At 60.2% G+C, this 12,044-nt stretch carries 9 protein-coding genes; all 9 read right to left on the reverse strand.

Going from position 1 to position 12,044, the window contains the following annotated elements:
- Positions 1-2 precede the first annotated feature (2 nt).
- Genes ACILSQ_RS12325 through ACILSQ_RS12365 form a run of 9 tightly spaced genes read right to left on the reverse strand, consistent with a single transcriptional unit; the run spans position 3 to position 12,006 of the window.
- Positions 3-1,451, reverse strand: a complete 1,449-nt coding sequence (locus ACILSQ_RS12325; protein ID WP_395743934.1) for a DUF1080 domain-containing protein — start codon at positions 1,449-1,451, stop codon at positions 3-5.
- Positions 1,448-2,329, reverse strand: a complete 882-nt coding sequence (locus ACILSQ_RS12330; protein ID WP_395743935.1) for a metallophosphoesterase — start codon at positions 2,327-2,329, stop codon at positions 1,448-1,450. The genes ACILSQ_RS12325 and ACILSQ_RS12330 overlap by 4 nt, the downstream gene beginning before the upstream one ends.
- The gene (locus ACILSQ_RS12335) at positions 2,326-4,260 is read right to left on the reverse strand and encodes a DUF4838 domain-containing protein (protein WP_395743936.1); all 1,935 of its coding nucleotides are present in this window, start codon (positions 4,258-4,260) and stop codon (positions 2,326-2,328) included. Before ACILSQ_RS12335 ends, ACILSQ_RS12330 begins: the two co-directional genes overlap by 4 nt.
- 1 nt (position 4,261) lies before the next feature.
- Positions 4,262-5,671 (reverse strand): alkaline phosphatase D family protein, encoded by a 1,410-nt coding sequence (locus tag ACILSQ_RS12340; RefSeq protein ID WP_395743937.1) that lies wholly within the window; start codon positions 5,669-5,671, stop codon positions 4,262-4,264.
- A gap of 45 nt (positions 5,672-5,716) precedes the next feature.
- Positions 5,717-6,985 (reverse strand): polysaccharide pyruvyl transferase family protein, encoded by a 1,269-nt coding sequence (locus ACILSQ_RS12345; RefSeq protein ID WP_395743938.1) that lies wholly within the window; start codon positions 6,983-6,985, stop codon positions 5,717-5,719.
- A 13-nt stretch (positions 6,986-6,998) separates the two neighbouring features.
- On the reverse strand, positions 6,999-8,594 hold the full coding sequence (locus tag ACILSQ_RS12350) for an FAD-dependent oxidoreductase (RefSeq protein WP_395743939.1): 1,596 nt from the start codon (positions 8,592-8,594) through the stop codon (positions 6,999-7,001).
- 10 nt (positions 8,595-8,604) lie between these two features.
- Positions 8,605-10,653 carry an FAD-dependent oxidoreductase gene (locus ACILSQ_RS12355; protein ID WP_395743940.1) on the reverse strand — a complete coding sequence of 683 codons (2,049 nt, stop codon included), beginning with the start codon at positions 10,651-10,653 and terminating at the stop codon, positions 8,605-8,607.
- A gap of 36 nt (positions 10,654-10,689) precedes the next feature.
- Positions 10,690-11,592 carry a DUF4886 domain-containing protein gene (locus ACILSQ_RS12360; protein WP_395743941.1) on the reverse strand — a complete coding sequence of 301 codons (903 nt, stop codon included), beginning with the start codon at positions 11,590-11,592 and terminating at the stop codon, positions 10,690-10,692.
- Between the two features lie 12 nt (positions 11,593-11,604).
- The gene (locus ACILSQ_RS12365) at positions 11,605-12,006 is read right to left on the reverse strand and encodes a YlbF family regulator (protein WP_395743942.1); all 402 of its coding nucleotides are present in this window, start codon (positions 12,004-12,006) and stop codon (positions 11,605-11,607) included.
- Positions 12,007-12,044 lie beyond the last annotated feature (38 nt).

Raw genomic sequence — 12,044 nt, forward strand, 5'->3', positions numbered from 1 at the left:
AATCACTGCACCCGCGAGACGATCACTTCGGAGGTCTTGCGGTCGATGGAGTACAACACCCCCGCTTCTGCCCGGTCCCAGGCGAAGGCCTGGCCATGCGCGCTGATGGGAACCACACCCTTCCAGACAAGCTGATCTCCCTCGGCGGGCAGATCGAGCACATAGAGTTCCTGCGCATCATGGCCGGTGATGAACAAATGCCCGTCTGGGCCGAAGCTGCCGCCAGAGCTGCTGTTCTTGCCAAATTTTTCCACGGCCTCCGCGGGAAACTTCAGTTCACTGAGCTTCTTCCACTGGGCATCGAAGATCACAATGCGCGTATTCGCCGGGTTGCCCGTTTTCGCATACTGCGCAAAGCAGGCGTACCATCGGCCATCGCGACGGTCCACCCAGGTAAGGGAACCGCCATCGATGGATACTTCGATGGACTCCAGGTGCTTCATGGTCTGCGGATCCCAGATCTCCACCGTGCTTGTCATTGGCACTTCAGGGAAGTTTGAATGCGCGCAGTAGAGCTTTCCATCCAGCACGAGCCCCGCGTTCAGATGTTTGATGCGCCCGCCCTTCGCCTCTTTCCAGCCGCCCACGCGTTCACCGCTGTCTTTGCGATACTTGCCGATGGCGGCGTTGGTAATGGCATAAAAATGCGCGTCATCCACGGCCACGCCCTGGTGCGCCTCCACGGCCTTGAAGCGTTTCAGTTCCTCATGCCGCCAGGCTGATTTTTTCGGTGCCTTGGCTTTGGGCTTGGGATTGAGCAGCTCCTGAATGCGCTCCTGTTCCTTTTTGAGCGCGGCTTCAGACACCGGCATGGGTGTGAGGTTTTCACTCACCAGCGGTTCATCAGCGGGAATCGCCCGCCAGCGCAGGTTTTTGAACCACACGGCTGCCCCGTGATCCTGCAGCCAGAGGTTGCCGCCACGCTTGGTCAGGTCCGTGCCACGGTAGCTCACCAGCTTCACCGCGTCCTTCCAGCGCGGATCGGCATAGTCGAAATCCACCACCTTCACCCCGTTCAGCCAGTGCTGGATGACGCTGCCCTTGCAGACCACACGCGCCTCATTCCACTGCTCATAGGGCCGCACCACGTCCTTGGTCGGCGCCATGCAGAAATACAGCGCCCCAGCGCTCGACCGCGGATTTTCGCCATAGGGGCTGTTGGCGTTGTCGAGGAGCTGATACTCGTATTGGCCCGGCCGGTAATACACGCCGCTGTTGCAGCCTTTGGCGACCTTCCAGTCAAAGCGCAGCTCGAAATCATCCGGCACCTTTTTCTTTTCATAAGTCAGCGGACCACCACGCTTCACACGGCCGATTTCGCCATTCACCACCTCCCAGTTGCCGCTCTGCTTCCAGCCGTCGAGCGTTTTACCGTCAAACAGGGATTCAAAGCCGGGCTCTGCGGCTGGGGCGGAAGCGCTGAGTGCCAGAAAAAGGAAAAGGTGTTTCATGCGTGATTCAGTGTGCGGTTTGCCTGCCTGCGAAATCCGTTCAAGCGCAGCGATCCATCGGTCATGATGTCGAGCAGCGCGTAACCATTGTTTTCCATGCCGCTGCCTTCGATCATGGCCACCAGGGTCACATAGTGAACGCCGGCGATCTGCTGATAGTCGTTCTTGTGCGAGTGTCCCTGGAACACCGCAAGCACCTTTCCGGACTTTTCCAGCAGCGCACGCACCTCGGCCGCGTTGCGCACGGCATGCGCCTTGTCCATGTCGAGCCGCTGATGCGCAAAGACAATCACCGGCCCGGAGGCTTTGCCCAGTGCCGCCTCCAGCCACGCCAGCTCCGCCTTGGGGAGGTTGGCATCCTGCCAGTGGAAGTTCTTCCGTTCATACGGCGTGCCGTCTTCACGGAAGCAGGCATCGAGAATCAAGAACGTCACGCCATTTTCTTCGAAGGCTGCATGCCCGCCTGCAGCCTTGGTGTTTGCGGCAAACTCCTGTTTCGTCAGGGTGCCCACGCAGTGATTTCCCAGCACGTAGTGCCGGGGCATCGTGAGTTTCTCGAAGTGCGACTCCATTGTCTTCAGCCACTCGATCTCGCGCTCCACCGAGTCCGCCTGATCAATAAAGTCGCCCAGTTCCACCACCAGCGCCGGCTTCTCCCGGTTCATCACAGACACCGCCTCATCCAGCTTTCCGAGCGCCTCACGATAGAAGCGCGTTTTCGTCGGATCCTTCTCCGCATAATGCAAATCCGTCATCAAACCCACGCGAAGCTGCGGTTTGGCATCCGGATCCGCTGCGAGAAGCCTGCCCGCGCCGAGACCCGCCAGGGCAAGCGTGTGACGATGGAGAAAAGCACGACGTGAAAGAGAAGGGATCATGGGTACAGATCGGGCGCCTGACGGGTTTCTTCGGACAATTTCCAGCTCAAGTCCTCCACCCAGGCGAGGTGGTTGAAATTGCCGATGCCTGAGCGCTCGTGGGTGCGCCGAAAGGCGATGAGCTCATCCACCGCGCGCTTAATTTCTTCTTTGCCTGCGGTCGAGCCAGCAAGCGTGAGCCGTGCGGAGACCCGGGCGCAGAGCCGCGCATGCTCGAGGCCGAGCTGGAGGAACTTCACACGCGCGGCGGCTTCGGCATCATTCCCCGCCGCAGCCAGCGCCTGCCCCAGCAGCTTCTCCGCCGGTGTGAAACATTCCAGCGGATACAGCACATGCGCTGCCTTCGCCCAGCTCCGCCAGCGCGAGGCCTGCAGGGCTTCCATGGTCTGACCGATCTTCTCTCGGCTCTGCGTGGTGTAGTTCTCCCAATAGTTAAAGTAGTTTTTCACGGCGACCGCCGCCACGCCAAAGGCCGCATAGTATTCCGCCAGCACCTCATCCGCTGTGGCCTTCGCCCGAACGTGCAGGCGTGCCGCCGTGTAGAGGTTTGGCCCCTGCGTGGCCCAATGGCCGGTGAGCGAATCGTAGTCCGTGGCCACCATGCCCTTCTCTACGGCATGATGGAATTCATCGGCAAACTGATGCGTGAAGATGAAAGGCATGCAGTAGCCATCCAGCAGATGATTGGTGCGCATGAAAAGCCGCGCGCCGGTGGCGCGCCAGTCCGCCCACTGCTGCTTCATCCACGCATGCTCTTCGTCTGACCGCGGGAACCAGCCAGCAGAGGGACAGTAGCCGATGAGGACGTTGGGATTCAGCTTGATGCCGCTGGTGGGCGCCTGGAAGTAATTGAAATAGGCATAACCAATCACCGTGGCTCCCGCGGGCGCCTGCTGCTGGATGCCCAGCCAGAAGCGAGCATAGCGATCTGACACAAAACGCGATCCGGTCATCTTGGAGGTGGGCGGATAAAACTTCAGATAATCTGCCGGTGCAGCGCCATCCAGTGCGCGGCATTCCTCACAGGTGCAGAGACCGAGGATGTCATTCTCACAGGCATTGATGAACCCGGGAGTCGCGGCATCAGCAGGACGCTTCGCAGTCCAGCGCGCGACGATTTCACGCTGCAGCTCCAAATTGGAAACGCACATGGAGAAGCGGCCGCCCTTTTTGTTCGGCCCGCGTTTGCCACTTTCCAGAAGCTGGAACCATTCGGGATGAGCCTTGCCATCTTTCTCCCACCAGTCGGTGAAGGCATGGCCATAACTCACCGGGCAACTGCGCCCCATGCGGTGTCGCCGCAGGTAGACGCTCTGCTCTTCGCTGAACTGCTTCGCCGCCTCTGTCGTGAAACCCAGTGCGGGATGCTCGCTTGCAAAGCCCGATCCGGCGCGCAGCCGCCGCTGAAAGAATCGCGGAGCAATGGTTTCATCGCAGCTTTTGGCGACAACGCCTGACACTTTCGGCACATGTGTTCCCAGTTCGCCCGGCCAGAGCCAGCGCACGTGCAGGTCGCGGTCCAGCCATTCATACACTCCCCAAAGCGTGCCCGCGCTCGTGGCAGACTCCAGAGGCTCCCCGCCCCCATCCTGACCGACGATGAACATGGCATCATCACTCACGCGAAGTACAAAAGCCTCCGCCGCGAGTGTTTCGACCTGGATGCCAGCCTCGCGCACTGCGCGGCTGTCGCCGACATAAATGGGGTGAAGCGGCGTGACGGCTTCGCCTTCGGCACGCACCTCCAGCTTGACCCCAGACGCCTTCTCCACATGGCGCACCAGTTCTTCCGCCGCATAGCGCGCCACGCGCGTGGGTTTGTCTGCGATGACGATGACCGCCTCCGGTTTGCCCTCGTTCACCAGAGGCACATCCGCAGAGGCCGGGAAGGCGCTCAGGAGCAGCGCTGCAATGCACCCGGCACGAACCATTTCAAATCTCATAGCCGGGCGTGCGTGCGATTTTTTCGCGGCCGTGAAGCTGCGCCCAGGAGATCTCCCGACGCTCGCGCATGGAGTGTCCGGTCTGCCAGAACTCATAGGCCACGCGCGGCGGAGAGACTGTCGTGTCGATGTCCAGCACGCCCCAGAGACGTCCGTCGTCATGTCCCGTGAAGCGCTCAGAATTGCTGCGCAGCTTGGAGTTGGTGCTGCCCAGGGGACCGGCGCTCAGCTCCAGGAAGCGGCCATTGATGTGATAGCCCGAGGAGAAATGACGGTCGCCGCTAAGGAAGATGACGCCTTCGATTTTCTGCTCGTCGATCCACTTCAAAAACGGATCGCGCTCCTTTTTAAAGAGAGACCAGGAATCGTCGCTACCGTAGGATTCCCACTCGCTGCCATTGGCCAGCAGCTTGATCTTCGCCTTGCTGGCCTGCAGCTCGCGCTTCAGCCAGGCGAGCTGTCCGGCGCCGAGCATCGTTTTCTCCAGTGTGTCCTCGGCTTTGTTCGGAGAGCGGTGGTAGCGGCCATCGAGCATGAAGAACTGCACATCGCCCCGCGTGAAGGTGAAGTAGCAGCCGGGGTTATCAGCCTCGCCGTAGGCTGGATTGGCCCAGAACTCCTGGAAGGTTTTCAAAGAGCCCGCCTTGCCGGCCTCGGTGCCGTCGGAGTTGTTCGGGCCGTAGTCGTGATCATCCCAGATCGCATAGACGGGCGTGCGTGCGGAAAGGTCACGCCACCCGGCGCTGAGCCGGTGTGCGGTGTAGTACACGCGCAGCTTTTCGATTTCCGTGGTGTCGCCATAGTGGTTGTCCCCCAGCATCAGCAGCAGATCGAAGGCGCCCTCGTCAATGCTTCCGGCGCGGCGCTCCGCCAGTTCGGCCCAGGTCGGAGCGGCCGCGGCGGTGGTCCTGCCCACACAGGAGCCAAAGACGATGCGCTGCCTGCACGCCGTCCCGATTTCCGGCGCCGTGGTGAAGGAGGGTAATGGCAGCGGCAGTTGCTCGCGGCCATCCAGCACGATTTGATAGGTGTACTTGGTGCCAGGCTTCAGCCCTTCGAGGAACGCAATGCCGCACAAACCCGTTTCGACTTTCAGGGATCCGCCATCGATTTCCCCCGTCTGCGCTCCGGCTTCTGAGAGAAGAATTTTCCACGGTACGGCCGCTGTGCCCCGCACCCAGATGTGGGCGCGGTCCGGACCCACATGACCCAGCATGGGCCCAGCCATCAGGTAGGCAGGCCCCGCCTGCACCGGTGGCAGAGTCAGCGGTGGCGCAAACTTTTTCGGTGATGCTGGTTTCGCAGCCTTGGTTTCAGCGGCTGCTCCGCGAGATGCCAGCGCCGCCGCAGGCATGGCGGCGGCAGTGCGTAGAAGATGACGGCGGGAAATGGAAGACATGGCGTGTAGAAACGGGGGCCATCCCCCTTTTTTGCCGCCAATTCATCAGGCCTTGCCGAGGACGCCCTTCACATGCTGCATCGACCTGCCAAAGCACTCATGCACATAGGCCATGGCCTTCTTCACCTTGGCCTGGGCCGTCGGGTAGTCGGCATCGATGGCAAAAAGCGTTTCCGCCATTTTCTCCACAGGCGTTTCATCCATTTCCATGAGCCATTCACCGAGGCCGATGTCCTTGAACATCCAGCACTTCGGCGAATGAAACTCGGAATAGGTGTGGATAATCGGCGTGCCATTGGCCAGGGCGATGATGGGCGAATGCGGCTCGTGACAGACGATGGTGTGCGCCCGCGCAAAGACGGACGCGGCCTCGTCGGAGTTCCAGAAGTAGTCGAGATTCACCACATGCTTCTGAATTTCAGGCGGCAGAGGATCGTGAATAAGGCGCTTGTTGTGGCCCATCTCCTTGATCGTCTCCGGCGCGATGAGCACCTTGTGCCCGGTCTTCTTTACCCACAGCGTGACGAGTTCACGATATTTCGCCGCACGACGTTCGTCATCGGCGATCTGCTCCGGCGTAGGATGCAACGGATTGAGCTTCGGTGTGCGCGTGTCATCCACGCCGGGAAGTTTGGCGGTGTTCGTGCGCAGTTGGATCGTGATGAACTTCCGCTCTTCCAAGCCGAGTTTCTTCATGGTAGCCAGACCACGCGCATCATCGCGGACATCAATGCCGAAGCAGCCGTCAGGTCCGAATTCGAGCACCGGCGTTTTGATTCCACCGTTTTTGAGGATGCTCAGCGTCTTCGTCTCACGCGTGTAGATGAATGCGGCAGCGTTGAGCAATGCGATGCGCTCCTCCGAACCTTTGCCTTCGATCATGCTGGGAAAGTACGACTGACCAAAGAGCCCGTAGGGTTTGCCCGCTTTCTGGCAAAACTTCATGAAGCTGGTGTCCTGGCCCATGCCTGAGTTCCGGATGAAGAGATCGCAGCCCGTGATGGCCTGGCGCAAGGCCTCATCCTTCGCTTCCTTGCCGGTCAGGCTGCCTTGCAGAATCTCCACCTTCGGAAAACGTGCCTTGAGCATCGCGGTGACACGCTCGTCCAGCTTCATCGCCCATACCACCACCTTCACCTCCGGCAAATGTTCCTCGATGACACGCAGGGTGCCGGGGGTATGGCCGATGTCGCCGATGTTCACCGTGTCCCAGGCGGACTGCAGCAGGATGGTCTTGGGCTTGCCGTCGGCGGCAAAAACGGAACCGCCCAGCGCGGCGGTGACGGAGGCGATGAAGTGGCGGCGTGTGTGCATGGTTGAAGGGATGTTAAAATTCAGGCGGGCCGTTGAGGTGTTCGCACTTCTCCGGAAGACCGGGGATGAAATCGACCACCTGCTTCTGCGCACGCAGCTTGTCCTGCAAAGCAGCCAGCGGCACTTTCTGCACGGAGACGTCATCCTTCACCGCCAGTGCGGCGGCGATGCCGGCGGCATGACCGGTGATCATCCAGACGCTCTCCAGCCGCAAGGTGCAGAAGGCCACGTGCGTGAAGCTGGCGGCTCCAGGCACCAGGAGATTTTCACACTCGGACGCGTTTGGCGTCAGCGCACGGTACGGAATCTGATACGCGAAGCCCATGCGCCAGATGCGCCCTTCATTCACGAACTCGTTTTCATTCAAGGCCACGCGCTGCACATGATGACAGTCGATGAAATGGCTGCTCATGCCAATGCTGTCCGGCTTGCGGCGGTCATCCTGCACGTCCTGCTGCCTTACCACATACTCCCCGCGCATGCGCCGCGCCTCGCGCACATAAAGCTGATATGGCAGGTGGCCGTTGTCGGCGAATTCATCTTTATGCAGGCCAAGCGCCTTCATCTCTTTCTGCACATTCACGGGCACTGCGGCATCCGCGGCCAGGAAATGCAGCAGGCCCAGTGTGTAGTCCATGTGGTCCTGGTAAATGCGCGCCCGCTCTTCGTAGCTGGCATCCGGCCAGTCAAACTGACCGCCAAAGTGGCCCAGCGAATAGATGGCGGACTGCTTGTTGTTCAGCTCAAACTTGCCGTTGCGGCGTTTGTAGGGATCCACGATGTCGGTCAGCTTCACAGGCTTGTTTTGCCGGGCTTGCTCATGCAGCCATCCGGCCAGCAGGGCATAGCGTTTCGCATCGTAGTGCTTTGGCGCGGGGATGGGCACCTGCAGCTTGGGATCTTTCGCGACCGTCAGACGGAAATTGTAATTCATCGGCGCACGATGGGCATCGCCCTCACGCAGATCCTTGGCCCATGCGCTGATGCCGGGAAGCAGCCGTCCATTTTCATCCACTGTCCGGGCCTTGCGCGGCGTCTTGTCAAAACGGATGCCTGCCGCCTCCTCTGCAAACTCCGCCTTCGACTCCCGGCCCACGGCGTACTTCACACGCGCGCGCGCCATGAGGTCGCCTTCATAACCGGCATCAATGAACAGTTTCGCCCGCAGCTTGGTGCCATCAGTGAGGGTGATGGCGGTGATACGCGCACCTTCCTTCGTCACCTGATCAACGGCCGCGCCAAACCGCACATCAACACCAGCTTCGCGCAGCATGCCGAGGTAGATTCTCTCAGCGACACTGGACTCGAAAAAGTATTCCGGCCCCTCGGTCTGGTAGTGAGCGCCGAGGCGGCGGTAAAACTCATCGGCAAAGCCGCCGATGGTCCATTTCAGCATGTGCTCGCTCTCGGCAGTATTGATGCCGCTGGTGCTGAGGCCGCCGATGTGCTTCGTCGGTTCAATGAGGACCACCTTGGCGCCTTCACGTGCGGCGGTGATGGATGCCGCGATGCCGCAGGGCACACCACCATAGACCACGATGTCAGTTGAGATAGAATCCGCCGCGCTGAGCTGAGCGGCAAAGAGCAGGCAGAAGAGAAAATTTTTCATCAGAGTAGAATCAGTTTTTGGCTTCAATGAGTTGCAAAGCATCCAGAATCACGAAGCCATCGGTGCTGGCGTTGCTGATCGTAATGACGGACTCCTCATTTTCATCAAGCTGGACGCTGCCAATGGTGCGAAATGCTTCGCCTGCCGCCAGCGGCTGCGTTTGATCAACGCTGATTTCGGTCTTGCGGTCACCACATTCAATGGTCACCGGAACCTTTGCAGCTCGTGTGGCGTGCGGTGAATAGGCCATGCGCAGATCATAGCGACCTGTCTGGGGCGCTTTGAAGCGAAAGATGGCGATGGCCTGGCCGTCTCCACGCTTGTCATCATGGCGATATCCTGTGCCGATGTGCGGCTTGAAGCTGGATGAACTTCCCCACTGCCCTTTAAGTTCGGCCTGCGTGTCATCGAGCACGATGCCGGGTAGAGTTTTAGGATCGACGTTCATCGCGCCCTTGGGTTCCGGAGGAAGAGCTGCCAGCACCGGCAGCTCGAGCACCTGCTTCTGCGCCAGCAGTCGCTCGCGCAATGCGGGATAGGGCAGCTTTTGCACAGCGAGGTTTTGCTTCGCGCTCAAAGCGGCGGCAATGCCCGCGCTCTGGCCCAGCATCATCCACGTGGGCTCCACGCGGATGGAGGAGATGCCCACGTGCGTGCAGGAGAGCGCCACAGGCACGAGGAGATTGTCGCACTCGGCAGCCTTCGGCGTGATGGCACGGTACGGGATGTGATACGGGTAGCCATGCCGACGCCCCGCCATGCGCACCGGCATGATGGTGCCTTCATCCAGCACCATGTCCTGCGTTCCCACACGCTGGCAGTCGTGGGAGTCGATGGGAAAGGATGAGACCACGATGGCGTCTTCCTTTTTCGGCTCGTTCATGATGTCTTTCTGTGAGACGACGTACTCACCGATCATGCGGCGCCCTTCTCGTACGTAGAGCTGTGGGGACCAGTGGCCGTAGGCGGCAAATTCATCCCGGCAAAGACCGAGCTCGGCCATCTGCTTCCGCAAATCCTCCGGCACAGCAGGATCGGTGGTGAGGAAGTGATAAAACTCCAGCGTGTACTGTTTGTGCGCCTCCCAGATCTTCGCGCGTCCGGCTTCATCCGCCTCGCTCCAGCCGTTGCAGGCGCCCACCAGGCCCATGGAGAACTGTTTGCCGATGCCGTTGTTCGCATCGAATTTGCTGCCAGGAAGAGGATAGAGATCCCATAGCAGATGCGGCCTTTTCTCCTGCGCAAAGTAGCGACGCACGACCTCAAAACGCGCGGGGTCATAGCGGGCGGGCTGCGGGAACGGAACACGATTCCCGGGATCCTTTGTGACACAGAGGCGGAAGCTGCACACCATCACATTCTTGTCGCCTTTGTCCTCCGCACCTGCGTCCATCGTCGTGATGAGAGGCAGTGGTTTTCCAGCGGTATCCAGGCCGGAGATCGCCAGCTTCGCTTTCGGGTACTGCTTTCCGGCCAGCGCTTCACCAAACTCCTGCCTGCCTTCACGGCCGATTGTCCAGCTCACTCCCGCAGCAGGCAGCAGATCGCCTTCATAAGTGCCGTCCACGAAGACCTTGGCGGAGAATTCACCATTGGATGTCGTCATCTGGGTGATGCGCGCTCCATCTTTGTTCAATGATTTCAGCACGCGCTTTGTCAGCACTTTCACCCCGGCTTCTTCCAGCATCTGCCGCGTGATCTTTGCCGCCACATGGGGTTCATAGGTCCAGGGCTTGTGATCTTTTTCGCTCACTTTGTACGGCAGCGCCACACCGCGCTGCTGGTAGTCTTTTTCCACACGGGCATGCCACTCTTCGAAGAGGCCGAGCACCGTGCTGCGCACTGTTTGATTGGAGTCGCTGAAACAGAGACCGCCGGTGTTCACGCCGCCCACATGATCCGTCGGCTCAAGCAGGATGACGGAGGCGCCTTCGCGTGCTGCGGCGATGGCGGCGCAGAATCCGCCGGGTGTGGCGCCATAGACAATCACATCCGCCTCAGTGGCGGCATGTGCGGACAGGCTGAGGGAGAAGCAGAACAGCGCGGCGAATCTTGTCATGGCTGTCACAAGGATTCGCCAGTCATGTTTTGGACATTATTTTGCGCGGGCCTGCACGGCGCGATGGGCGGTCTGCTGCAGGTAGGCGGCGTCTTTGGGATCGAGGCCCTTGGGGATGAAGGTGTTTCCAACGGGGCTTTCTCCGAAGAGGACTTCGTACCAGACGCAGGCGCCGAGGTATTCGCCCGCCATGTTGGCGTGGTGGCCGTCCATGCCGAGGGTGGTTTTCCCATCTTTCTGTTTTTTCCACTGCCAGCCGACGTGGATTGAATGTGTCTGATTCGGCAATTCTGGGGCTTTGGCAACTTTGGAGTTGAAAGTTGTGTCGGTTTGGTAGGCCCAATTTGGGTCGGTATCGGCCAAATGGAAGGCATCGCCGGTGGGGATGATGCGGGCGTTGAATTCGGTGGCGAGTTTGTCGTAGGCGGCGCGAAGGCCGTTGTACATTTCGTCCTGGGACTTGAGATCGCCGGGCTTGGTGAAGCGGGGGTCGTCTTTGCGGTATTCCCAGGTTTCGTGGATGAGGAGCTTTGCCTGTGGGGCGTACCTGGTGACGTAGTCGCGGAGCCAGGCGGCGTAGGGCTGGTAGGTGGCGAAGTCGTGGCTCTTGATGCTGGCCTGCTGGATGGTGACGTAGTCCCACTTTTGCAGTTCGAGGTTTTCCTTCAGGCCGCGGCCGCTGGTGTAGAGGCCGGCTTTGTCTGCGGGGTCGGCCTCGTGCTTTTGAGCCTTCTCAGCGTGGACCTGGAATGAGGCGCCGCCGATGACGAGGGGCTGGTGGATGAGGGTGTGGCCGCCTGCCTTGGCGAGATCGCCGAGGTAGTGGGTGGCGTTGGCGGAGAAGCTGTTGCCAATGGTGAGGAGCTTCACGGTTTTGGCCTCGCCCGCGAAGGACGAGACGCAAAACAGGAGCGAGGCGATCAGGGCGAACGCTTTCATGAGATCTTGTGATTAGTGGCAGCCGCAGCCTTCGCCGCAGCCCTGGGGAAACACTTCTGCTTCGGTCGGCACCTTGCCGCGCTCGAGGCTTTTGCCGACGTAGCCGTTCACCACTTCGGCGATGCCGCGAAGGATGTCCTGGGCTTCGAGGAAGCTGGAGATGGCCTGGTTTTCTTCGCACTTGTCCTGGAGGTCAGTGAAGCGGCTGACTTCTTCGCCGGTGGGTTCTTCGCCGTGGTGCTGCTTCTGGTGGAGGGAGCGGCCGAGAGTGGCCATCTCGCGGTAGAGAGAGACTGCGGATTCGTCGGCGAGGAAGGCCTCGGCCTTTTCGCGGGCGCTCTGTACTTCGGCGTCGGAGACGAGGGTTTCGCAGAGTTCGACGATTTTGGAGGTGATCTGGGGGGATGCTTTCATGGGGGCGGCGAGCTTATTCCGAAAAAGGGGATTCACAG

It is taken from the genome of Prosthecobacter sp., assembly GCF_044227185.1.
Taxonomy (GTDB): domain Bacteria; phylum Verrucomicrobiota; class Verrucomicrobiia; order Verrucomicrobiales; family Verrucomicrobiaceae; genus Prosthecobacter.

What these genes read in the sequence shown, in the direction of transcription:
- ACILSQ_RS12325 (WP_395743934.1), bottom strand. Translation starts at nt 1,451, where the DNA reads ATGAAACACCTTTTCCTTTTTCTGGCACTCAGCGCTTCCGCCCCAGCC.
- ACILSQ_RS12360 (WP_395743941.1), bottom strand. Translation starts at nt 11,592, where the DNA reads ATGAAAGCGTTCGCCCTGATCGCCTCGCTCCTGTTTTGCGTCTCGTCC.
- ACILSQ_RS12365 (WP_395743942.1), bottom strand. Translation starts at nt 12,006, where the DNA reads ATGAAAGCATCCCCCCAGATCACCTCCAAAATCGTCGAACTCTGCGAA.
- ACILSQ_RS12330 (WP_395743935.1), bottom strand. Translation starts at nt 2,329, where the DNA reads ATGATCCCTTCTCTTTCACGTCGTGCTTTTCTCCATCGTCACACGCTT.
- ACILSQ_RS12335 (WP_395743936.1), bottom strand. Translation starts at nt 4,260, where the DNA reads ATGGTTCGTGCCGGGTGCATTGCAGCGCTGCTCCTGAGCGCCTTCCCG.
- ACILSQ_RS12340 (WP_395743937.1), bottom strand. Translation starts at nt 5,671, where the DNA reads ATGTCTTCCATTTCCCGCCGTCATCTTCTACGCACTGCCGCCGCCATG.
- ACILSQ_RS12345 (WP_395743938.1), bottom strand. Translation starts at nt 6,985, where the DNA reads ATGCACACACGCCGCCACTTCATCGCCTCCGTCACCGCCGCGCTGGGC.
- ACILSQ_RS12355 (WP_395743940.1), bottom strand. Translation starts at nt 10,653, where the DNA reads ATGACAAGATTCGCCGCGCTGTTCTGCTTCTCCCTCAGCCTGTCCGCA.
- ACILSQ_RS12350 (WP_395743939.1), bottom strand. Translation starts at nt 8,594, where the DNA reads ATGAAAAATTTTCTCTTCTGCCTGCTCTTTGCCGCTCAGCTCAGCGCG.